Raw genomic sequence first — 18,946 nt, 5'->3', positions numbered from 1 at the left:
TTCCTGGGGGGAGAAGTGCGGTAGCTGGATTCCTAGGTTTTACCGAAAGTGAATTAAAGAATCGCCTTTATCAAATAAAGGGCCAACGATTCAAAAATGAAGAATTGATTGCACTGCAACTTGAGTACGGATGCACTGATTTTATCGATGAGCTTTGCCGAAATGCTGGCGGGTGTTTTGTACCGGCACCAGTCGCAAGCGAATTGGATTCGGTAGAAATCTCAACTTTACAACTGCGTGAACTGTCCGCTCGTGGATTGTTGTTTGAGGCGTTAGAAAAAGCGCTGGCGGACGGTGAAATCACAAGCGCGGAAGAAGATTTAATCCGCAAATTATTAAACAAGCATTTATCAGCAACACAACACTCAATCGAGTGCGTGATCTCGCTAAATAAACGGCAATAAAAAACCACGGCGGCAACCGTGGCTAATTAATAAAGTGTTAAACGAGGTAATTATGGCAAATCTAATTGAGATTAGCAACAGTAAAATCAACAATTCTGAAGTTAAAACGGTAAATGCGAGAGAATTACATTCCTTCCTGGAAGTTTCTACAAGATTCTCAGACTGGATTCAAAGACGAATCTCAGAATATGAATTTGTTGAAAATCAAGACTTTGTAGTTTTACTCAAAAATGAGAAAAACCCTATCGGTGGTCGCCCTCAGAAAGAAATTCAGATTTCCATTGATATGGCAAAAGAACTATCAATGGTCGAGCGAAACGAAAAAGGAAAGCAAGCCAGACAATATTTTATTGAGATGGAAAAAGTGGCGAAATCTACCGATCCTATGATGTTATTAAACGACCCAGTTTACTTGCGTGGCGCGCTTGCAACGTACTCTGAAAGAGTGATCGAGCTTACCCCTAAAGCGGAAGCATTTGACCGTCTAGCAACCTCAACCGAGGGCGCGATGAATCTCACTAACGCCGCTAAACACCTACAAATGCAACCGAGAGCATTTACCCAATTTTTATTTGCTAACGGGTGGATTTATAAGCGCACTGTTGGATCTGCTTGGATTGCTTATCAAGACAAATTGCAACGTGGTTATTTAGAGCATAAAGCACACCCTGTCACACAACCTGACGGCACGGAAAAAATCTACCCTCAAGTATTAGTAACTGCAAAGGGTTTAGCCAAACTATCAACAATGCTTAATAAGGCGGTGGCGTGATGAGTAACGATTATTTTATCCCAAATTCTTTCCAGGTCCCGAATGCGTTAGTTGATGACTTAATGGCGGAGCTTGGCGGCGTAGAGCTTAAATGTTACTTGTTTGTTATTCGTAAAACTAAAGGCTGGAATAAGGAATACGATGCAATCTCTTTAACTCAATTCATCAAGTTTACCGGAGCTGGTAAAACCGCAGTGGTTGATGCGTTAAAAAAACTTGTTGATCTAGGATTTTTAGTTAAAAAAACAGGAGTAAGAAATACATCCGTTTACGCAATCAACTTGTTCGGAAAACAGACTGGTTCAGAAAGTGAACTAGTTCAGAAAGTGAACATCACTAGTTCGGAAAGTGAACCAGTCACTAGTTCGGAAAGTGAACACACAAAAAACAATATTAAAAACACTATACAAAATACAAATAAAAAAAATACCAAAAAAAGCGATTTGGATTTACTTGCTGACTTTGGGATCACCGGCCAACTTGCTGACGACTTTATCGTTCTTCGCAAAGCTAAAAAAGCTCCTATAACTGAAACAGCCCTCAAAGGGTATCAGTCAGAGGCTGACAAAGCTGGCATCTCAATTTGTGAGGCGGTGGCAATCGCAATAAAACGAAACTGGCAAGGATTTAACGCATCGTGGGATTGGCGTGATGAGAAACTGCGAACATCCCAAGCGCAAAAAATGAGTTTTGAAGAAAAAAATGCGTTGCCATGGAATCGTCCTGAAGATTGGGAGAATGTACTGTGAACCAATTAACTCATCAATCATTGCATCAAGGTGTATCACCACAAGCGGAGAAATTTATTGATACGTTGTTCGATCAACTTTGCGCTAGTTGCCCTCAGTTGCTCAACCTCACTCCAGAGCGATTGCAGGTAGTAAAACGCCAGTGGATTTTAGGCTTTGCTGAAAATGGAATTACAAAAATAACACAAGTTAAACGAGGTATGGCAGAAATGCGTGCTAAGCCAAATGGGTATTTGCCAAGTGTAGGTGAATTTATTCAAGCATGCAAAGTTCTGGACTACCACGAATTGGGCTTACCGAATGAAGCGGAATTATACCAACGTTATAAAATTTTCTTAGGCTATGCCCGATTCAATCGGGATGAATTTCAATATCGTTCAAAAGTGGAATTTTGGTTGCTTAAAAATCTGTACGAAAAGTGCAAGAAAAAATCGGAAGAGGACACGTTGAAAGCTATTCCGAAATTACTCACAGAAGCGGCAGAAAAAGTGCGGTCGAATTTTTCTTTTGAGGATATTCCGAAAATGATTCCTGAAAAGTCAAGTTTTTACGATAAAGCGAAGGCTGATAAGGCGCGCGATAGCTTGATGGCAATGATGAAAGGGACATTGCAATGACAGAACAACAATTTGATAAAGATACATGGCAAACACCGCACTATGTCTTTAAATGGCTATCTCAACGTTTCGGTTGGTTCGATCTTGATGGTTGCGCAAATGCCAAAAACGCCTTGACATGTCACTATATCGGTGAATCTAACTCAGACAATGATGAGCATCAATCAATTGCAGATGACTTTCTAATGCCGATTGAGCAAATGTTAGATGTATTGTTGGACGAAGTAGCAGAACGTTGTTCGGCTCCGTTAAGAATCTATGTGAACCCGCCTTATTCCAACGTTACACCATATCTACAACGCGCAAAAGAATTATGTGATGCTGGTTATTTAGTCGTGATGTTACTCAACAATGATAAATCTACTCAATGGTATCAAAACCATATTCAAGGCGTGGCGAATAAAGTGATTGATATCACAGGCGGTCGTATTGCATTTATCAACCCTGTAACAGGGAAAGAAATCAAGGGGAATAGCAAAGGACAAATGATTGTTGTATTTGATCCATCAATGGAAGATTTTGTAATGCGTTCAGTAAGTCTTGATTTTGTTAAAAAGTGCGGTGGATATGGAATTTAAAAAACAATTCTTCCTTCGCTCAAACCAAGTGCGGTTGAATTGCATTGAGTTTATCAGAGAACTGCCAACGGATGATAAAAAACCGTTGGTAGTCAAAATCCAACCAATAACACGAAACCTTGAGCAAAACGCCAAGTTTCACGCTATGTGCCAAGATGTGGCGAACCAAGCGGAATTTATGGGGCGTAAGCTCACAATGGAGCAGTGGAAAGTATTGTTTATTTCGGGCCATGCAATCGCCACAAATCAAAAAGCAGATGTTGTGCCAGGTCTTGAGGGGGAATTTGTGAATATCCGTGAAAGTTCGGCTCAAATGAGCGTGAGCAGAATGGCAAGCCTTATCGAGTATGTGACCAGTTGGGGCGTGCAAAATGGCGTGAGATTTAACGATAGATGGGGATTTAAATGAAGCGTTTAAACGATGACGAGGTTCTAGAGCTAAAAATCGTACTTTGGATTGTAGCGGTTTGGGTAATTTTTCAGATGGTGTTTGGATAATGAGTAATTTTAGAAAAGAAGCTAAAGGGAGAGAGTGTCAAGTGCGGTTACCTGGTATTTGTAATCATAATCCTGAAACGACCGTATTAGCACATTATCGTATGGCAGGATTAAATGGAGTCGGTATGAAGCCCGATGATATTTTTGGTGCTTGGGCATGCTCATCTTGCCATGATGAATGTGACCGTAGAACTAGAAAAATGGATGCTGAAGATGTCCGCCTGGCACACGCTGAAGGAGTGTTACGAACACAGCAAATTTTGCGCAAGGAGGGCAAGTTATGAGTGATTGGCTAGAGATTGCCTTACCTTATCCGCCATCAGTCAATCACTATTGGCGACACACAAGAAGCGGACGGCATTATATCAGCGAAGCAGGGAGAAAATTTAAAGCCGAAGCATTGCAAATTTTACAACAATTCGATCCATTTATCGGTGCAGTTGCAGTGCATCTTGAAGTTTATTATCCCGATAACCGAAACCGAGATCCCGATAATATAAACAAAGGGCTTTTCGATAGTTTAGTTGCCTCAGGATTAATACAAGACGACAACAACAAAGTGATAAAAGATTTTCGCAGTAAAAATTGCGGAACCAAAAAAGGCGGAATGGTTGTAGTAAAAATTAGAGGGCTTGAAAATGAGTAAATCAATCGAATTGTTGGTGAAATTACATAATCCTAAATGCGTGAGTGTTGAAACTGTGGGCCGCGGTGGTGCTGCGTTGCTTTATCAAGATCAAATTATCTGCGCTTTTGCCAAAGCAGAAAGCGAATACATGTTCGGCTATCACTTGTTGATGTGTAAATATCGCCAAGATCCATTCTCGCGTGAATTTGTGAATAGTTATATTGAAAGCTGGTGCGAGGATCGCGGATTCCCTGAACACTCAACGGAAGCGATGAAATGCGTAGTTGATATGGTTTGCGATCTGCCCTTACCAAGCCAAATTAAACATATCAAAGCTCTTAGAAAGAGATACCTCCGATCGCAATATGCTTATCTTCCAACGATTGAAAAGGTGAATAAAATTGCCGAAGAAAATGGTTTGTCGATTAATGGTGTGGAAGCTCGTCAATTAAGAGTCCGTGAAATTAATGAATTGAGTAAATCAAATACTTGTCCACGTTGCCGTGGAACGGGGGTAGTCGGTCGAGTGCAAAAACGTGAATGTCCTGAGTGTCGCGGAAAAGGACAGTTACGCGCCAATATCTATCACTTGATGAAGTCCATTGATTGTACTGAAGCCTATTTCAAACGCTATCTCTTGGCATTGGTGGTGGATTTTGAACACCATTGCTATGAGGATATGAGTGGTGCGGAAAGTGTGATTAAGCAGAGATTAAATAAAGAAATTTCTGATTAATTGCAATTCTATTGGATCTTCAACAATGTGTAATGATTCTAGTGGAAATATCTTAAATATTAATCGATGGTAGTTATTTTTTATTATCTAAGCAAAATTTACACCACTTAGAAAGTCCATCAGCATAACGACTAGAAGGGTAAAAGCTGCTTTTCTTTCTATTTTGACCGCACTTTTCACAGATTTTCATACCGGACATATCGTGTGGCATAGGCGCGCCCTCAGACATGCAGAGAGAACACCACTTTGTTAAACCATCAGGTTGATGTTCGTTTTTCCCAAATTCGGAGAGAGGTTGTACGCGTCGGCAAGCTGGGCATTTTTTCACGGAAATTTGAATAGATGATGTTTTAAAAGAAAGTAGTTCTTTCTGGAGTGATTGGTTTAAATTGGTCTGATTTAGTACTTGAGTTTTTAAATCATTAATTTCATCATAGGACATAAACAAATCAAAAGAAGCCTTATCTAGTTTTTTCTCTAAATCGTAATATTCAGTCTCTCTTTTACGAATATAATTATCTTTTTGTTTAATACAATGTTCATACTCTTGTATTTTATTTAATAATTTAGCCTTTATTTCTAAATTATTTTTATCTATGATTTCATCAATCATGGAGGTTGGGGCTTCTTTATGATTTTCTCTATCGACAAGCCAAAGCAAAACAGCGAAAAAGATACATGCTATTCCAATTGATAAAATTGAAAACTCATCCATAATTCACTTTCCTTGAAGCAGGTATTTTAGCAATAGTATCTTATTTGAGTAGGTTTTCAATATGGTAGAATAAATATATTCAGCATTTGTGAATAAGCTCACAGTTATCCTTGAGATTCTTCCCTATAATTAGCTAAATTTGATGCATTGGAGGTAATATGAGTAGAGATTTAAGAGAGGTTTTACTTTGGGCTGGATTTATCCCAATAGCAGTTCCAACATACCTATTGGCATAGGTAAGTGTAAAAATTTGTCAAGATAAGAATAAAGCCTGTTTACAAAGCAGGCTTTTTTCATTATTATTTTTATCAAGGTGTCGTAGCCTTAAATCCAAAGCGGAAGTCCGCACCCGATAGCATAGCGGTTTTTTTATGCGTAAAATTTGTGATCTCGTTTAGTTTTATTGCCATTAAGACTTTACACGCATAAATCCAATTTCATCTATGCCGAGAGGGCGAGGAATAAAAGACCTTCGGGGAATAACTCCAGCCGACTTTGGACGGTTTACGAACCTCTTGGCACCCTATTTAGGGTAAATCTTAATTTCGTAAAAAAATCCAAAGGAGACATTTTATGTCTAATCAAACCCAACTCTCTACATTCAACTTTGAATCAAAATCTATCCGCACTTTAGCTATTAATAATGAGCCTTGGTTTGTTGCTAAGGACGTTTGCGATGCAATAGGTATTGATAACAATCGTAAGGCATTATTGGCATTAGATGAAGACGAAAAGGGTGTAACTTTAAGTTACACCCTTGGTGGACAACAAGAAATGAATATCATCAGCGAAAGCGGAATGTACACTTTGATCTTACGTTGCCGTGATGCAGTGAAAAAAGGATCTATTCCACACCGTTTTAGAAAATGGGTTACATCAGAAGTATTACCTACTATTCGTAAAACAGGAAAATATGAAAGCAAAACATCCGTCAATGACAGAACAGGGTTACGCAATGCCGTGAATATGCTCGTGAGCAGAAAAGGATTAATTTATTCCGATGCCTATCATTTAATCCACCAACGCTTTAATGTGGAATCAATCGAAGATTTGACATTAGAGCAGTTACCGCAAGCGGTAGAGTATGTTCACAGAATAATTTTAGAAGGGGAATTAATCACTGAGGCTGAATTGCCTAACCGTGAAAAGAAATTCTCTTTTGAATTTACTGAGTACGAACTCCAACAGCTTATTTGGTTATGGTTCGCTTTCAAACGTGGCGTCGGCACATTCCAATACATCGAAAAAGCCTTTAAGGCGCTAGGCTCAAATATGAGCGGGCAAATCTACGGACAGGCTTACGAATATTTAAGCGTGCTACGCTCAACAAACCAAATCTTAAATCGCATTACACAAGAGTTTGAGATTGATCCAATGACAAATTGGCGAGCATTAGAACACTTGCGCCAGTTTGATCCGAAAGCCATTAGAGTAGATTTTTAAAAAGGCTTTCAACTGTAAAGCAGATTGACATTAGCCAAAAACTGCACTAGAATTATTCCACACTAGCCAAAGTGTAATACATTTACATTTTGGCTTTTTTATATGCAAAAGAAAGCCGAGGTGAGGGAAACACTTCGGCTTTTTTATATCCACTTAATAGCGCTAAGAGGACATAAACTTTGGACATTATAGAAACAATTGTTCCAACATTCAATGTTGCCGCCCGCGAATTTTGAGAAATATAACCGTTAAAAGTGAGAAATCTGAAATCTTGGCTGTTTCCCATTTTAAGCGGTTAAAAATCGCTAAATTTGAGAAATAAAAACGCCCTTTAAATCATCATTAAAGGGCGTTTAAATTTTACACTTTAGATAAACTCGCACATTCTTGCTTTTTTTCATTTAATGAAACAGCGTTACATATCTGCACCTATTTAGCCCTCTATCCATCCCCAGCCTAATTTGACCACAGTCAGTCATTTTTCCGTAATGATGACTTGCTATATAAACCTAAGAGAGCAATCCTATGGCCAAGTTAAACAAACACAGGAAACCCACAAAATGACAAATTTTAAAATGAGAACCGAGCAAGAAATAATGACGGAGTTAGCTCTTGTTGCCGTAAAAGAACACGACGGTTTTATTGTAGACGGTTCGCAATATTCACTGCCTAACGAATGCGGGCAAACTTTTGTCTATAACACTGCATTTTTAGATGTGCGTTTTGTGGAAGACGGACGCAAAGATTGCGTGGTGAAATTTACGTCTACGCTCGCCCCTTTCGCCCCACCGTTTTATTGTTTGCTTTCCGAATTAGAAGACTAAAACAAAAAGCTTCGTGATTACACTCGAAGCCTTTGTTACTGCTAGAATTTATAGACTAAATTGTCTTCATACGCCACTTGGTAGTTCAGTTTGGCATTGACTGTAATCCGTTTGGCGTTTTCAAACGCCTGCCAATTATCCACCTTATCTTCCAGCATATAATTCACAAAGCGAATAAACTCCGACTTCGTCGAGCTAAAGAACACATACGGTGGTCGCGTAATATTGACCAGTCGCAAGAAATCAATCAAATCAAAATAGGTGGCTTGTTTGTAGCTTTCCTGCTTGGTGCAAAGGTAAGGCGGATCTAATACAAACAAGGCTTTCGGATTATCGGTAAACTTCGGCAAAAGTGTGTGAAATGATTCTCGCACAATTTCTACGCCGTCTAAATAGCCGTCAGCCTTTGGATAATCAGACTGACGAACGCAATGCCAAAAATCTTTCTTATACAGTTCGTCTAATGAGCTTACTTGTTGTCCACTAAACAATAGCCAACTCGTCAAGCAGTTTAAATCTTTGTAACCTTTGAATTGGTCGATGATTTTAATGATTTCTGCCTTTAACGACTTTGGTAAACGCTTATTCTTTGGCGTAGCGTTACCAATTTTTGCAAAGATTTGTGTGCGTAAGGCGTTAGTGTCGTTGATATATGCCAATCTTTCGGCATAGCCATCAAAATCATTGTAAATGATGCGGGCTTTCGGTTTTAACCGTTTGGCGGTGTGACTGAGTAAGCCTGAACCGCCGAATGTATCAATAATCGTCCAGCCTTCGCCATCGCCTTTTATATTCTCATTTAAAACTGTTTCAAAATGTTTAAGAAACATTCGTTTTTGTCCGATAAACGGCAATGGGGCTTGTTTAAAGGTGCTTTGATTTGCCATAGTTTTTCCTTTCTATGGCGTTCCGATGCTCAAGGCATTCTGACACTCAAATCAAATTAACGTGTAGTATTAACGGTTTTGCAACGAGGGCATTTGATTTCTAAATAACCAACTATCCCCACTTTCGCCAATAATTTGTTACAAAATGTGCAACGGATTGCTTTAATTGACTGCATATATTTCTCCTAATCAAAAGATTTGTTACAATCCGCCAGCCTTGCGCAAGGTAGGCGGCGTATGGCTATATGCAGGCTCGTTCTGCGTAGCTGGTAACAACGAGCATTCCTAGTGCCGTTGTTATCGCCGTCTTTTCTTTATTGAATTAAACTTTGTGCAGGGTAAACTCTCCTTTTAACTTTTCTCTTTATTAAATATAGCTGCTAGTTGATTTGGACTAAACCGCCAGCCATTTTCCCCACCGCAAATCGCATTAAAACACCACTCACTGCAAAAATATTTTGAGCGTTTTTGTTTGATGCCAAGCACAATCCCTAACGCACCCCACCAGTCATATTTTTTGCCAGAAGTGCGGTCAAAATAGGCTTTGATTTGCGCCTCGGTGACATCGTTGAATGGGATTAAATCCCATTTGGTATTATCGGACACATCAATCTGCTTGCAACGCACGCCGCCGTCTTGCACCGATGATGAGTAGCAGTCATATACTGTCACATGCTCATAATGATATCCGTTACCAAACTCAATACGCTCAATGGCAATCTCGCAATGCGAGTATTGGCCTTTGGTAAAAAATCGAGTGATGCGGTCTGCCATTGCTTTTACTGGCTCTTTTCGCCAGTCGCGCTTGTGTTTGTACATCGCCAAATAAACATTAGCCATTTTGGTATGCCTCCATCAAGTTATCCATTTGCTTGATGATGTCATCATGGATTGATTGCAACTGCTCAAGCGTGAGATTAGGGGCTTGGAGTTCATACTTGCGCATACGTTGGTTGGCAAGCTCCATTTGTAGTTTTTCCAGCCCCGCGGCTTGCGTCAAAATAAGATTTGTAGCTGTTTTATTATCTAGCCCGGCACGTTTAGCAAAATCGGTGATATAACGACTACACTCGCCTTGATAGTTTGCAGATTTAAATGCTTCTGCCGCTGCTTGTCGCTCACGATACTCGCTTTCAAATCGAGTCCATGTGCTATATATCGTGGCCGCGTGAGAGTCGATATTTGCAATAAGTTGATTCTGAGTTTCTGCCAAAAGTGCGGTCATTTTTTCGGGTGAAATTTCCCATTGCAATGTGTCAAGATTTAGCTCGTGCGCGGCGCTCGGTTGTGGGGCAATCAATACAGGGTTGCCTGTTTTGTCTGCGATGATTTGTTTACCTTGTGCCTGACCGTCTAGCAAAGTGCGGTATAAATCTTCGCTAATTTTTACTGCGCCTTCCGGCACAAATCCGCCGTCGGTGTCGTCATAAAAGCCGTTTTTGTAGTACATAGTCATTATTTCCATCTCCCAATAGCTAGAAAATCCCAGTTCATTGATTTGAAAGCTCCGTCATATTCATTGTTAAGCTCCCAATATGCGCAAACACTGCCACTACTTTTGAAATTATTAAACTTAATAAAACTATTAACAGTTACGGATACATTTGCGTTATCGTTAGCATTATCTGTGTTTTCATCTGAACTTTGAGATGCCCACACTTTAGGTTTATCAATAAATGAGACTGCCCAATTAAATTGATGTAGTTCGGTCCATCTATTAGTAATGCCTCGAGGATTTACTTTTTTATAGGTCTGAATCATCGTCCCATCAGGATATTTTCGTACTTCAAAATCGCCGATTTTTTGATAAGTAAATGCGCTATCAATTACGGCATTTACTGCTTCATTAAAATTCGTAATCTGATTGGTGGTATGCGTATGACTTACGTTTGCTTTCTTGCCAATCTCGGCTAATAACGTCGCCTTAACATTGGCGTCACCGGCAAGCGCATTCGCAATTTCGGATAAAGTATCCAACGTTGCTGGTGCCGTCCCGACCAATGCTGCAATCGCCGCTCGAACATAGGCGGTTGTAGCCACAGTAGTATCATTGACTGTTTGAGCCGGGGTCGGGGCTTTTGGAGTACCTGTAAATATTGGTGATGCAATAGGTGCTTTATCGTTCAATGATGTTTTTACAGATGCAGAAACAACCGCTCTAATTGCTTGCGTAATTTGATTAAATTGCCCCTTATCTGGCGTCATCCCAGCATCTGTTAAAATATTTAACAGTTCAGCCTGCACAATATTGAACCAGTCCGCTCCCGGATAGCTCGGCGCAATGCCATTTCCACCTTCGGTAAACCAACGCGGCGCATTTGGCTGGAACTGTTGATTTTTCACTTCTGGCATCACAACGACACCAGAATTATTGTCGAGTGCGTACATATCATTCCTCTTGATAAATAAAGATCATTTCTAGGTGAGAATAACAAAAACGCTTTAAAAAACATTCCACCTTAGAGCGTTCAAATAACACCAACTCTTGGCTCACATCTTCCAAACACGTTGCATTCCTAATAGATTTTGATGTCGTATAAATAAATACACGCCACGCATTTTCTTGCGGATGTAAAGGATAACCACAATCACGTAAACAATGGTGCGGATAGTGGTTTACCACCTTAATTTGATAACCATGGCGTATTGCTAATTCTTCTAAATAATATTTATTGAATGAGCCAACCTCATTATCTTTCGCTATCAACGCGGCACGGCGTGTTTCAATCGTATTGATTTCAGTACATTCTGGTAGTCCATAAAAAAACTCCCAATCATCTAGTAACAAAAATGCATTACTGAGCATTCGTTCTTTCACGAGCTGATGGGCAGTTTCATTGACTTGCACTAATTGTTCGGCACGAATGGATAAAATTTTCCCCATATTGCTATCAGGACTACGATTCCATGCCAAGCCAACTGGTAATAACTTTAATGCGGCGTCTAAATAATCCACTTGTGTTAGGTTTGCCATGTAATATTCCCCAACACTAAAATTTGATCGCGTTCCAGTTGAATATCCGATTGCAACGAAAGAATGCTGTTATCTGTTTCGCCAATCACATTAGAAACGGTTGCTCGCAAATGGGAAAGATATAAAAGCCCACCTGGTGCTAAGGTTTGAAACAAAGAAACTAATGTTGATTTGACCGCACTTTTTAGCGATTCTGTTGCTGGCACAAGACGAATGGTTAAATCTAATCGTTTCACTTTAGGGGCAAATACAAATAACTCATTGCCTGCTGGCATGCCTTCCCAAAGTCCCGTCACTGTGTTCTTGTGTCCACTGATATAGGCTTTCACTCGCTCGCAATCCTGAGTGGTAGGTAAAATATCTGCCTGATTGTCTAACACAATCGCCACGCCAGTTGTGCCGCCACCGTAATACCGCGGAAAACACCAAGCACGCGTCACCCCATTCACTTCCAATGCCCAACGCACATAATCATGTGGTGCACCACCTGCGGGCGGATGTTGTACACGTTGAATTAAACGGCTTAATAAAGCTGAAAGTGATTCCATTTCTGTGCCACCGCTCATTTTAAGCACAGTTGCATTAGGCTTTACCCCTAAAATAGCATTAGTCAAAGCAAGTTGAGTTTGCGCATTGATATTACCTTGGCTGCCGTTTTCTGTGCATTGCACGGCAATTTCGGCAAAGCCTGCTTGTACTTGTGTAGTCTGCACCGCGGCAAAGGTTAAATCGGAACGGCCATCACGCCACAGCGTGCCTTCGACAATTTCTGTCGCACTTACGACTTCAATACGAATCACGCCTTGTGCCGCATTGGCTGACTTTCGATAAATGCCCTTATAGGCACAATATTCCAGCAAATAATCTTCATCTGCTGTGGTGGGAATAATTTGGCGAGCTAACCAGTCGAGATGTTGATGCTCACTGGCACTTAACGCCGCATTAATGCGATTTAATACCGACACGACTGAATGTCGTTTAACATCTGGAAAACGGCTTAGAAATTGCTGTTCGCCCTGATTGACAAGTTGAGAAAGCGTTGGGGATTGATAAGGCATTACAGGCTCCATACTGCTGAAAACGTGCGTTGCTCGGTTTGCCCATTAGGCAACGTCACAACAACGCTTAACAACAGCACGGACTGTTCAGGATTGGTCGCCATCACGTCAATGGCAAGGGCGTGACCATCATCAATAAGCCACTGTAAGGCTTGTTCGGCATAGGCTTGCGCATCATCAAGCACATCGGCAAGTTGTTTAGAACGGGCAAGTGTCCATAGGCGAGATCCCATTTCCACTTGTTTTTCTTCATTCTGATTAAAGTCATTGCCCCACCAGCCGCGTTGATTATCTACGCGCGCATCGGTGAATAAGCTAATCACAATGGCATTGGTTAAGCTGTCATCCGTCAATAATGCAGAATCAAGCGAAACAACATCACCTTCGCCGTCTTTCCACATAATACTTAAATCTGACATCGCTTTTACACCGGTTTACCCACCCCTTTTTCGTGGTCGTGGTTCGCGCCACTCTTACCATTTGAAAGGTGATCTGCTGCTGTTGATGTTCCAATAATAGTCACATCGCCAGCAAATTGCGTTTGTGGAGCGTCAAAGTTAATCTCATCCGCGTTCACCGTAAATTTTTTACAGGTCAGAATGGCTTCGCCATTTTCGGTTAATAATAGCGTATGCCCCTCGGCGTGGTAAAGTACCGAATCACCAGGTTTTAAAGCAGTCGGGCGTACGCCTTTATCTTCGACAACAATCGCCACCAAATGTGAACGTTTACCACCCACAGAAAGCACAATAGCTTCGCCGCCCATTGGCACAGAAGAATGCCCATAATTTTGAAAACGTTCTACATCGTCCACCACTTCATCGGCTTGCACTCGTACCTGTAAATTTTGGCGACTGAATGAATCGGTGACAATAGACACTACCGCACGAGAAACCAACGACTTTAAACCGCGTTTAATTGGGGCTAAAACCTTGTTTAAACCGTCCATCAATTATTCCTTCTTAAAGTCAGTAAATTCTGTCACATTATCTTTCTTTGATTTTTTTGACTTTTTACCTTTTTGTACCTTATCCAAAGACTCATCAGGCTCATCAAAGGCATCTCGATGCATTAAGGTAAGCTGACTACGTGTGCCATTCTCATCAAGAGTAAAAACGACTTCCACTATCAAACGAGCCTGTCGTTCAAATCCCAACTCGGGTGCAGTAAGCCACACTATTTCATTGGGCAACCATAATGAACCATCAGGTTTCTGCCAGCCTTGCACAGTCGCTGTAGATTTTTGCGCTTCTGCCTTGTTACGTTTGAGTTCCCACATTGCCCGTTGATAACCGCTCGTCCCTGTCATATTATCGTCAGCGATAATCACCATCGGACGATAGCGCGTAATATCGGGATCTATTATAAACCCATCCAACATAACTACTAAAAATAATCCAACATAAATGGGAAAAATTTGGATGAAGTGGGAAGAAATGAAAAAGGCGAAATGAAATAGAGTTACACATAGAGAAAAAGAAAACCCAGCGACTTTTTACGGTCACTGGGTTTGTTTTTTAGGATTGAGCGAACATATCGAACTGTCGTTTGGCAATTTCTTCTTTCTGCACGCGTTTGACGATTTTGTAGATCCATTGCAAAGATAAACCATACTTCTTAGCAAGGTAGGCGTGATTATTGCCCGTGAACTCGTTGAAAATTTGTTTTTCACGCTCGCAGGCGAAAAGCGACATTGATTTCGGCACATACACATTCAAACCGCCCCAGTTATAGCCTGTTTTCAAAGCCACAATCATTCCGATATTTTCCGCCGTTTCCGCGTCCATTTCAGGGTAACATTCACGCACCGCTATCACCGTATATTTCGCCAAATCTGCCAATAAATCAGGGGCTTTGGTTTGAAAGTCATTATTGTCAAATTTGGCTTCGTTCATCATTTACCTACTCGTTTTTTCCACTGTTTTAACTGCTCAATAATAGATACCGTTTGCTCACTATCCAGCTCACGCCAGTCTGCAACGTCCGCATAATATCTAGCAACAAACGCATTCAACGCTGCAGACGTACTTTCATCGGCTGTAGCCTTCCAAACCGCCCACAATTTCCGCTGAACGGCAGAAAGTTGCGGTGTATCTCTTGGTAAGCGAATTTTTGCACCTTTTTGTTGCAGTATTTTGACCAGTTTCACTAGCTCTGAATAGCTTATATTTTTCGCAGAATTTTGGTAGAATTGCTGAGATAATAGACTTCGATAAGTCTCATCGTCCATTCCTAACTGACTTTTCCCAATATGCACCAGTTGTAATAATCGTTTTCTCATCGTTTCCCCCTTAAAATTGCTTTCAATCTTTGTAAATTACTTTCCGCTTGTGCCTTTTCCTGTGCCATTTCTTCTACACTTTTTGGCGGTGGTGGCGGAAGCTCAGGATATTCACGCTGTGGCAAGGCTTCTAGCAGTTGTTTTGGCGTAGGAAACCAATCACAAATTTGCCCAAGTGTCATAAATGCTGTCTCAAACCGCACCTTATCCAGCTCCATATCCCACGACTTTTTATAAGTGATTACCCGATACCATGCTTCCAGTGTTGGCTGTATCACATCTTCCGTTGGCGAATTTTTTAGGCGTAACAGCAATAACATTGCCACGCCTTGAGCTAGCACAGGTTTTAGCCATTGATTGTTTTGCCCCATTCCAATGCTCCTTTAATTGCGTTCATTTTATTACTTGCAAGCGGTCGATTTTGCTCAGGATTTTGCACAGCCACCGCTGTGCCGATAGGCTTGTAGCCTGCAATAATTTCCAACAAATAACCATGCGACTTCATCGGCAGGGTAAAATTGACACGGTTCGCCATCATTTGGTTAATGGCATAAATCCACGCCTCAGGCGGTGCAGGAAACTCATGCCCATCACGTTTGATAGTCTTAGCCTGTATCATCGGTGTGAGTTCGCCCAGCAAGGTTGCCACACGGTCGAACGTGAGCGAACTTTTCGAAGGACGAAACAGCCCCAAATAACGAATTAAGGCTTCGCCTAACTCACCACTCACCAACAATGCCGCATTTAACGCATCGCTGGCAGCTTTGTTGGCAATCAACGCGTCCAACGAATGCAACGCTCCACACGCACTACATTTCACTTTCATTTTCGGTTCTCCTAATACAAGAAAACCGCCCGAAGGCGGTTTAGTTAGCAAGTTGGATCAAAATGTTGAACATATTTAGGTTCTTCATTTGTTTCCAGTATTTTTTGAATAACAGGATCATCAGTAAAAATCATTTTTGCTAATCCCATCAATAATGGATCAATGCCTTCTTTTTTATCGATATGCCCATTAGTTGCCCAATCCCCATCTTCATCTCGAAAGAAATCAAAGTGAAGCGTAGCCATAAAACCATTTTCAATTTCGGGAGCTAACTTAATCATATCATTCCATGTTTTTGTTAGAATGACTGGCATTGTAGCCATTAAATCAGTCACAATATTGCTTACTGCATTCGGTGGCTTGGGTTTATAGTTAATACCTATTTTGAACATTAAATCGTCTTTTGTTGGTTCAAGTTCAATGTTGATGATAGAGATATAATGGTTTGTCACAGTCTTACCCCCATTTTCATCAAAATCCCTTTCGCATTACTTACATACACTTTGGCGTATTCCATCTGTTCTTTATCCAGTGATTTTTCAGCCTGTTCCAGCTGAATAATCGCTTGGCGAAGTTGCATTTTTAAGGCTTCTAGTGTGGAAATCATTGTCTTTTCTCCCGTTTACCTTGCCATGTTTTGCAGTAGGTTTTGCGCGTGTTGCACCACTCACGTTGTTTGAGTGTTACCGCTTGCTTTGCTGCTTCTCCCCACAATTCACTAGCTCGGGCATAATTGCCCGAACGTTCCATTGCTGCTGCGGTTTCCGTTGCTTCGCGATAGGCTTCTTCTAGAACATCGCGGTCGATTTTCGGTCTTCGCCCCATTAGCGCACCTCCTCATCATTCGGTTTGATGACAAATTCTTCCACATTCTCGCGAATGGTCACGCCCGAAATAGAGCGTGCAATATCAGGCTCGGCAAGCATCGCTTCCTTATTGAGCTCTTCTTTCGTGCGAATAAAGCGAAAAAGCCCCAAATTGCGCAGGCTTTCTAAAATGCCGTCAATGCCTTTGGCAACCACTGCAGGCGGTTTGGCGCGCCATTGTACTTCGCCGGTGGTAAAGTAAGCCGTCTTCTGTTTGCCTCCGTTAGTGAGTTCTAAACGACGACTTTCACAAAACGCTTGCACCGCTTTTTGTAACGGCTTTACTTGTTCTTTCAGCGCAGTCAATTGCGCCGTGTATTTTTCATCAACCGCTGCTTTCTCGTCTGCTTGCTGGGTGGTCAATCGCACCTGCTCACGCTCCAAATCACCAATTTGTTTAATCGCCAACGCCACTTCATCTTGGGTTTGCAAGGCAATTTCTTGTACTTCGCTTTTTACTCGTGTTGCTCGTTTAGCCATTCTTTATTCCTTAATTTTAAAAATATATTCAACAGAACCATCTGAAAATTCGTGTTTAAAGATAGATGCAATTTCAGATACTGGTAAGCCAGCTCGTTCTTCTTCCGTCCAATCCGCCGTTGCTGTTTCGTATTCTTCTAGAAATAATTTATTATCGTAATCAGAGTTCATTGTTACGGTAATGTCGGTCAGTTTTTTAGCCATTGTTTGTTACTCCTTTTTGGCAAGTATAAGGATAAAAATCTGCGTTAATTTTTGGGGTTAGGCTACCATTAGGAGAGCGGAGGTAAACTACACCGCTGATACAAAGTTCGGCATACGCCCACGTTTGCTTTTGTATCATTCCATCATCACAGCCAGCCAACAAAAATGCGGTTAAAATTAAGGTTGTTTTTCTCATATCGCCCCCTAAACCTGCATCACTACATCGCCGTTCACTTTCGGCACACCTAAACTTTCTGCCAAGTTCATCGCCGCAGTTAGCAAGTTATTTACTGCGAGCGGATATAACAAGCTGGTGGTGGTTTTATTTCGTCCCACCGCCGTTAAGCGTTGTCGCACCGCTAAAAACGCGTCTTCTTCAAAAATATCGCTGAGTTTTTTGCCCACTTTTGCTAAGCGGAACGCCACATAGTTTTCCAACTCTGCATCAAGTGGGGCGAGTTCAACCACCTCACAGCGTTGCACCACTTCACGCACTTCGGTGTTGCGTTCAGAAAGTTTCAACTTCAGCTCAGGCTGACCAATCAACACAATGGAAATCAGCTTTTTAAAACCATCTTCTAACTCAAAAAAGCGTTTTAAGTGTTTCAAGGTTGGAATCGGCAACGAGTGCGCTTCTTCAATAATCAGCACGTTGGAATAGCCTGATTTGCAACTTTCTTTCAACACTTGATGCAACTGGCGAAAACGTGCTTCAGGCGAACGCTTCACGCTTTGCAGTGGGGCAAGGGTGGAAATAATCGCTTCGGCAATATGGGCTGCTTTGAGCGTTTTGCCCTTGATGTCGTTGTCTTCCATCGCGATAATGTAAGGCTCAATCACCGCAATCGGAGCGTTTTCGGCACGAATGCGGTCAATCAAATCCCGTCTGAGTGTGGATTTACCTGCACCACTTTCACCCACCACCGCCATAAAACCACCGTGCTTGGCGGTTTGATAAAGCGACTCCCGCACATAACGAATGTCGCTGGTGACGAAAACTTCATCAGCCGAGCGAATATCGACGGAAAAAGGGTCAATCGGTAATAAAAAATGTTTCTTAGTGGCTGGAAATAAAGCCTGTTTTGCGAGTAACATAATCTCGTCCTTAATTTCTCGTTTGGTTTTAAGGGCGGAAGCGGCAGGCTCGGTCGCCAAACTTTCCCCTGTCGCTTCCTTTTCTAATAGCGTTGCAAGCGGTTGGTTTATCCCAATCTTTTGCAAAGACGCTATTAAACTCTTCTCAAATGCCGCCCACTCCCGCACCCGTTGATTATGGTTTATCAACTGAGAAATGGTTGCAGGCGACACATTCATCATCTGTGCTAACTGCCTTAAGCTCACGCCCTTATCAATCAGCACCTGTTTTAACTTCAGCATAAAATGCTCCTTCAATCAGTCCCCCTCTT

33 protein-coding genes are annotated in these 18,946 nt (G+C 41.5%); 11 read left to right on the top strand and 22 right to left on the bottom strand.

Features of this window, described 5'->3' with window-relative positions:
• The 9 genes from DV434_RS09830 to DV434_RS09790 form a co-directional block, all read left to right on the top strand.
• Positions 1–404, top strand: a 404-nt coding sequence (locus DV434_RS09830) for a YmfL family putative regulatory protein (RefSeq protein ID WP_239992786.1), incomplete at its 5' end; no start/stop codon positions are given.
• A 52-nt stretch (positions 405–456) separates the two neighbouring features.
• A complete protein-coding gene (locus DV434_RS09825) occupies positions 457–1,176 on the top strand; it encodes a phage antirepressor KilAC domain-containing protein (protein ID WP_118785997.1) in 720 nt (239 codons plus the stop codon).
• Positions 1,176–1,925, top strand: coding sequence for a replication protein (locus tag DV434_RS09820; protein ID WP_118785996.1), 750 nt, complete (start codon positions 1,176–1,178; stop codon positions 1,923–1,925). The genes DV434_RS09825 and DV434_RS09820 overlap by 1 nt, the downstream gene beginning before the upstream one ends.
• Positions 1,922–2,542 carry a replication protein P gene (locus tag DV434_RS09815; RefSeq protein ID WP_118785995.1) on the top strand — a complete coding sequence of 207 codons (621 nt, stop codon included), beginning with the start codon at positions 1,922–1,924 and terminating at the stop codon, positions 2,540–2,542. The genes DV434_RS09820 and DV434_RS09815 overlap by 4 nt, the downstream gene beginning before the upstream one ends.
• A complete protein-coding gene (locus DV434_RS09810; RefSeq protein ID WP_118785994.1) occupies positions 2,539–3,120 on the top strand; it encodes a DNA N-6-adenine-methyltransferase in 582 nt (193 codons plus the stop codon). The genes DV434_RS09815 and DV434_RS09810 overlap by 4 nt, the downstream gene beginning before the upstream one ends.
• Positions 3,110–3,529, top strand: a complete 420-nt coding sequence (locus DV434_RS09805; protein WP_118785993.1) for a recombination protein NinB — start codon at positions 3,110–3,112, stop codon at positions 3,527–3,529. The genes DV434_RS09810 and DV434_RS09805 overlap by 11 nt, the downstream gene beginning before the upstream one ends.
• Positions 3,530–3,617: 88 nt before the next feature.
• Positions 3,618–3,902: a DUF1364 domain-containing protein gene (locus DV434_RS09800; RefSeq protein WP_118785992.1), complete on the top strand. Its 285-nt coding sequence runs from the start codon at positions 3,618–3,620 to the stop codon at positions 3,900–3,902.
• Positions 3,899–4,264 (top strand): RusA family crossover junction endodeoxyribonuclease, encoded by a 366-nt coding sequence (locus DV434_RS09795; RefSeq protein ID WP_118785991.1) that lies wholly within the window; start codon positions 3,899–3,901, stop codon positions 4,262–4,264. Before DV434_RS09800 ends, DV434_RS09795 begins: the two co-directional genes overlap by 4 nt.
• Entirely contained in the window at positions 4,257–4,982 is a 726-nt protein-coding gene (locus DV434_RS09790) for a TIGR02642 family protein (protein WP_118785990.1), read from the top strand. Before DV434_RS09795 ends, DV434_RS09790 begins: the two co-directional genes overlap by 8 nt.
• Before the next feature lie 73 nt (positions 4,983–5,055).
• On the opposite strand, the gene DV434_RS09785 is transcribed toward DV434_RS09790, so the two are convergent.
• Positions 5,056–5,697, bottom strand: a complete 642-nt coding sequence (locus tag DV434_RS09785; protein WP_118785989.1) for a hypothetical protein — start codon at positions 5,695–5,697, stop codon at positions 5,056–5,058.
• A gap of 573 nt (positions 5,698–6,270) precedes the next feature.
• On the opposite strand from DV434_RS09785, the gene DV434_RS10870 reads away from it, so the two are divergent.
• Together DV434_RS10870 and DV434_RS09765 are read left to right on the top strand one after the other, a co-directional pair.
• Positions 6,271–7,140 carry a P22AR C-terminal domain-containing protein gene (locus DV434_RS10870; protein ID WP_192881523.1) on the top strand — a complete coding sequence of 290 codons (870 nt, stop codon included), beginning with the start codon at positions 6,271–6,273 and terminating at the stop codon, positions 7,138–7,140.
• A 560-nt stretch (positions 7,141–7,700) separates the two neighbouring features.
• Positions 7,701–7,964 (top strand): hypothetical protein, encoded by a 264-nt coding sequence (locus tag DV434_RS09765; RefSeq protein ID WP_105892471.1) that lies wholly within the window; start codon positions 7,701–7,703, stop codon positions 7,962–7,964.
• A 41-nt stretch (positions 7,965–8,005) separates the two neighbouring features.
• Here DV434_RS09765 and DV434_RS09760 read toward each other — a convergent pair whose 3' ends face one another.
• From DV434_RS09760 to DV434_RS09665, 21 genes are all read right to left on the bottom strand, one after another.
• On the bottom strand, positions 8,006–8,851 hold the full coding sequence (locus tag DV434_RS09760) for a hypothetical protein (RefSeq protein ID WP_046067534.1): 846 nt from the start codon (positions 8,849–8,851) through the stop codon (positions 8,006–8,008).
• A gap of 56 nt (positions 8,852–8,907) precedes the next feature.
• Entirely contained in the window at positions 8,908–9,027 is a 120-nt protein-coding gene (locus DV434_RS09755; protein ID WP_005641687.1) for a Com family DNA-binding transcriptional regulator, read from the bottom strand.
• A gap of 175 nt (positions 9,028–9,202) precedes the next feature.
• Entirely contained in the window at positions 9,203–9,691 is a 489-nt protein-coding gene (locus DV434_RS09750; RefSeq protein WP_061723348.1) for a hypothetical protein, read from the bottom strand.
• The gene (locus DV434_RS09745) at positions 9,684–10,307 is read right to left on the bottom strand and encodes a hypothetical protein (protein WP_105895016.1); all 624 of its coding nucleotides are present in this window, start codon (positions 10,305–10,307) and stop codon (positions 9,684–9,686) included. The genes DV434_RS09750 and DV434_RS09745 overlap by 8 nt, the downstream gene beginning before the upstream one ends.
• Positions 10,307–11,239, bottom strand: coding sequence for a phage tail fiber repeat family protein (locus DV434_RS10865; protein ID WP_005658749.1), 933 nt, complete (start codon positions 11,237–11,239; stop codon positions 10,307–10,309). The genes DV434_RS09745 and DV434_RS10865 overlap by 1 nt, the downstream gene beginning before the upstream one ends.
• A gap of 1 nt (position 11,240) precedes the next feature.
• On the bottom strand, positions 11,241–11,825 hold the full coding sequence (locus DV434_RS09735) for a putative phage tail protein (RefSeq protein ID WP_005658750.1): 585 nt from the start codon (positions 11,823–11,825) through the stop codon (positions 11,241–11,243).
• The gene (locus tag DV434_RS09730; protein ID WP_005658752.1) at positions 11,813–12,883 is read right to left on the bottom strand and encodes a baseplate J/gp47 family protein; all 1,071 of its coding nucleotides are present in this window, start codon (positions 12,881–12,883) and stop codon (positions 11,813–11,815) included. Before DV434_RS09730 ends, DV434_RS09735 begins: the two co-directional genes overlap by 13 nt.
• Complete coding sequence (locus DV434_RS09725) at positions 12,883–13,302, bottom strand: phage GP46 family protein (RefSeq protein ID WP_005658754.1); 420 nt, start codon at positions 13,300–13,302, stop codon at positions 12,883–12,885. Before DV434_RS09725 ends, DV434_RS09730 begins: the two co-directional genes overlap by 1 nt.
• Before the next feature lie 5 nt (positions 13,303–13,307).
• Positions 13,308–13,832, bottom strand: a complete 525-nt coding sequence (locus DV434_RS09720; RefSeq protein WP_005658756.1) for a phage baseplate assembly protein V — start codon at positions 13,830–13,832, stop codon at positions 13,308–13,310.
• Between the two features lie 3 nt (positions 13,833–13,835).
• Positions 13,836–14,264 carry a phage baseplate assembly protein gene (locus tag DV434_RS09715; RefSeq protein ID WP_118785988.1) on the bottom strand — a complete coding sequence of 143 codons (429 nt, stop codon included), beginning with the start codon at positions 14,262–14,264 and terminating at the stop codon, positions 13,836–13,838.
• Positions 14,265–14,400: 136 nt separating this feature from the next.
• On the bottom strand, positions 14,401–14,778 hold the full coding sequence (locus tag DV434_RS09710; protein WP_118785998.1) for a Mor transcription activator family protein: 378 nt from the start codon (positions 14,776–14,778) through the stop codon (positions 14,401–14,403).
• Positions 14,778–15,164 carry a regulatory protein GemA gene (locus DV434_RS09705; protein ID WP_118785987.1) on the bottom strand — a complete coding sequence of 129 codons (387 nt, stop codon included), beginning with the start codon at positions 15,162–15,164 and terminating at the stop codon, positions 14,778–14,780. Before DV434_RS09705 ends, DV434_RS09710 begins: the two co-directional genes overlap by 1 nt.
• On the bottom strand, positions 15,161–15,535 hold the full coding sequence (locus DV434_RS09700; RefSeq protein ID WP_118785986.1) for a hypothetical protein: 375 nt from the start codon (positions 15,533–15,535) through the stop codon (positions 15,161–15,163). Before DV434_RS09700 ends, DV434_RS09705 begins: the two co-directional genes overlap by 4 nt.
• The gene (locus DV434_RS09695; protein WP_118785985.1) at positions 15,511–15,990 is read right to left on the bottom strand and encodes a hypothetical protein; all 480 of its coding nucleotides are present in this window, start codon (positions 15,988–15,990) and stop codon (positions 15,511–15,513) included. The genes DV434_RS09700 and DV434_RS09695 overlap by 25 nt, the downstream gene beginning before the upstream one ends.
• A 44-nt stretch (positions 15,991–16,034) precedes the next feature.
• Complete coding sequence (locus DV434_RS09690; RefSeq protein WP_118785984.1) at positions 16,035–16,442, bottom strand: hypothetical protein; 408 nt, start codon at positions 16,440–16,442, stop codon at positions 16,035–16,037.
• Positions 16,439–16,597 carry a hypothetical protein gene (locus DV434_RS10860; RefSeq protein WP_192881522.1) on the bottom strand — a complete coding sequence of 53 codons (159 nt, stop codon included), beginning with the start codon at positions 16,595–16,597 and terminating at the stop codon, positions 16,439–16,441. Before DV434_RS10860 ends, DV434_RS09690 begins: the two co-directional genes overlap by 4 nt.
• Positions 16,594–16,815, bottom strand: a complete 222-nt coding sequence (locus DV434_RS09685; protein WP_112082759.1) for an ANR family transcriptional regulator — start codon at positions 16,813–16,815, stop codon at positions 16,594–16,596. Before DV434_RS09685 ends, DV434_RS10860 begins: the two co-directional genes overlap by 4 nt.
• Positions 16,815–17,336 (bottom strand): host-nuclease inhibitor Gam family protein, encoded by a 522-nt coding sequence (locus DV434_RS09680; RefSeq protein WP_118785983.1) that lies wholly within the window; start codon positions 17,334–17,336, stop codon positions 16,815–16,817. The genes DV434_RS09685 and DV434_RS09680 overlap by 1 nt, the downstream gene beginning before the upstream one ends.
• Before the next feature lie 3 nt (positions 17,337–17,339).
• A complete protein-coding gene (locus DV434_RS09675; protein ID WP_118785982.1) occupies positions 17,340–17,540 on the bottom strand; it encodes a hypothetical protein in 201 nt (66 codons plus the stop codon).
• Positions 17,533–17,736: a hypothetical protein gene (locus tag DV434_RS09670; RefSeq protein ID WP_005640647.1), complete on the bottom strand. Its 204-nt coding sequence runs from the start codon at positions 17,734–17,736 to the stop codon at positions 17,533–17,535. Before DV434_RS09670 ends, DV434_RS09675 begins: the two co-directional genes overlap by 8 nt.
• Before the next feature lie 8 nt (positions 17,737–17,744).
• Positions 17,745–18,917, bottom strand: a complete 1,173-nt coding sequence (locus DV434_RS09665) for an AAA family ATPase (RefSeq protein WP_118785981.1) — start codon at positions 18,915–18,917, stop codon at positions 17,745–17,747.
• Positions 18,918–18,946 lie beyond the last annotated feature (29 nt).

Origin of the sequence: Haemophilus haemolyticus (assembly GCF_003493685.1) — a bacterium.
GTDB classification, from domain to species: Bacteria; Pseudomonadota; Gammaproteobacteria; order Enterobacterales; family Pasteurellaceae; genus Haemophilus; species Haemophilus haemolyticus_O.
Note: the sequence above shows the minus strand (reverse complement) of the source record. Positions and strands in the feature narration are given on the sequence as shown.

What these genes read in the sequence shown, in the direction of transcription:
- DV434_RS09785 (WP_118785989.1), bottom strand. Translation starts at nt 5,697, where the DNA reads ATGGATGAGTTTTCAATTTTATCAATTGGAATAGCATGTATCTTTTTC.
- DV434_RS09810 (WP_118785994.1), top strand. Translation starts at nt 2,539, where the DNA reads ATGACAGAACAACAATTTGATAAAGATACATGGCAAACACCGCACTAT.
- DV434_RS09665 (WP_118785981.1), bottom strand. Translation starts at nt 18,917, where the DNA reads ATGCTGAAGTTAAAACAGGTGCTGATTGATAAGGGCGTGAGCTTAAGG.
- DV434_RS09730 (WP_005658752.1), bottom strand. Translation starts at nt 12,883, where the DNA reads ATGCCTTATCAATCCCCAACGCTTTCTCAACTTGTCAATCAGGGCGAA.
- DV434_RS09685 (WP_112082759.1), bottom strand. Translation starts at nt 16,815, where the DNA reads ATGGGGCGAAGACCGAAAATCGACCGCGATGTTCTAGAAGAAGCCTAT.
- DV434_RS09670 (WP_005640647.1), bottom strand. Translation starts at nt 17,736, where the DNA reads ATGAGAAAAACAACCTTAATTTTAACCGCATTTTTGTTGGCTGGCTGT.
- DV434_RS09705 (WP_118785987.1), bottom strand. Translation starts at nt 15,164, where the DNA reads ATGAGAAAACGATTATTACAACTGGTGCATATTGGGAAAAGTCAGTTA.
- DV434_RS09700 (WP_118785986.1), bottom strand. Translation starts at nt 15,535, where the DNA reads ATGGGGCAAAACAATCAATGGCTAAAACCTGTGCTAGCTCAAGGCGTG.
- DV434_RS09825 (WP_118785997.1), top strand. Translation starts at nt 457, where the DNA reads ATGGCAAATCTAATTGAGATTAGCAACAGTAAAATCAACAATTCTGAA.
- DV434_RS09765 (WP_105892471.1), top strand. Translation starts at nt 7,701, where the DNA reads ATGACAAATTTTAAAATGAGAACCGAGCAAGAAATAATGACGGAGTTA.
- DV434_RS09745 (WP_105895016.1), bottom strand. Translation starts at nt 10,307, where the DNA reads ATGACTATGTACTACAAAAACGGCTTTTATGACGACACCGACGGCGGA.
- DV434_RS09820 (WP_118785996.1), top strand. Translation starts at nt 1,176, where the DNA reads ATGAGTAACGATTATTTTATCCCAAATTCTTTCCAGGTCCCGAATGCG.
- DV434_RS09750 (WP_061723348.1), bottom strand. Translation starts at nt 9,691, where the DNA reads ATGGCTAATGTTTATTTGGCGATGTACAAACACAAGCGCGACTGGCGA.
- DV434_RS09805 (WP_118785993.1), top strand. Translation starts at nt 3,110, where the DNA reads ATGGAATTTAAAAAACAATTCTTCCTTCGCTCAAACCAAGTGCGGTTG.
- DV434_RS09735 (WP_005658750.1), bottom strand. Translation starts at nt 11,825, where the DNA reads ATGGCAAACCTAACACAAGTGGATTATTTAGACGCCGCATTAAAGTTA.
- DV434_RS09760 (WP_046067534.1), bottom strand. Translation starts at nt 8,851, where the DNA reads ATGGCAAATCAAAGCACCTTTAAACAAGCCCCATTGCCGTTTATCGGA.
- DV434_RS09720 (WP_005658756.1), bottom strand. Translation starts at nt 13,832, where the DNA reads ATGGACGGTTTAAACAAGGTTTTAGCCCCAATTAAACGCGGTTTAAAG.
- DV434_RS09675 (WP_118785982.1), bottom strand. Translation starts at nt 17,540, where the DNA reads ATGGCTAAAAAACTGACCGACATTACCGTAACAATGAACTCTGATTAC.
- DV434_RS09710 (WP_118785998.1), bottom strand. Translation starts at nt 14,778, where the DNA reads ATGAACGAAGCCAAATTTGACAATAATGACTTTCAAACCAAAGCCCCT.
- DV434_RS09795 (WP_118785991.1), top strand. Translation starts at nt 3,899, where the DNA reads ATGAGTGATTGGCTAGAGATTGCCTTACCTTATCCGCCATCAGTCAAT.
- DV434_RS09755 (WP_005641687.1), bottom strand. Translation starts at nt 9,027, where the DNA reads ATGCAGTCAATTAAAGCAATCCGTTGCACATTTTGTAACAAATTATTG.
- DV434_RS09725 (WP_005658754.1), bottom strand. Translation starts at nt 13,302, where the DNA reads ATGTCAGATTTAAGTATTATGTGGAAAGACGGCGAAGGTGATGTTGTT.
- DV434_RS10860 (WP_192881522.1), bottom strand. Translation starts at nt 16,597, where the DNA reads ATGATTTCCACACTAGAAGCCTTAAAAATGCAACTTCGCCAAGCGATT.
- DV434_RS10870 (WP_192881523.1), top strand. Translation starts at nt 6,271, where the DNA reads ATGTCTAATCAAACCCAACTCTCTACATTCAACTTTGAATCAAAATCT.
- DV434_RS09790 (WP_118785990.1), top strand. Translation starts at nt 4,257, where the DNA reads ATGAGTAAATCAATCGAATTGTTGGTGAAATTACATAATCCTAAATGC.
- DV434_RS09680 (WP_118785983.1), bottom strand. Translation starts at nt 17,336, where the DNA reads ATGGCTAAACGAGCAACACGAGTAAAAAGCGAAGTACAAGAAATTGCC.
- DV434_RS09800 (WP_118785992.1), top strand. Translation starts at nt 3,618, where the DNA reads ATGAGTAATTTTAGAAAAGAAGCTAAAGGGAGAGAGTGTCAAGTGCGG.
- DV434_RS10865 (WP_005658749.1), bottom strand. Translation starts at nt 11,239, where the DNA reads ATGTACGCACTCGACAATAATTCTGGTGTCGTTGTGATGCCAGAAGTG.
- DV434_RS09695 (WP_118785985.1), bottom strand. Translation starts at nt 15,990, where the DNA reads ATGAAAGTGAAATGTAGTGCGTGTGGAGCGTTGCATTCGTTGGACGCG.
- DV434_RS09715 (WP_118785988.1), bottom strand. Translation starts at nt 14,264, where the DNA reads ATGTTGGATGGGTTTATAATAGATCCCGATATTACGCGCTATCGTCCG.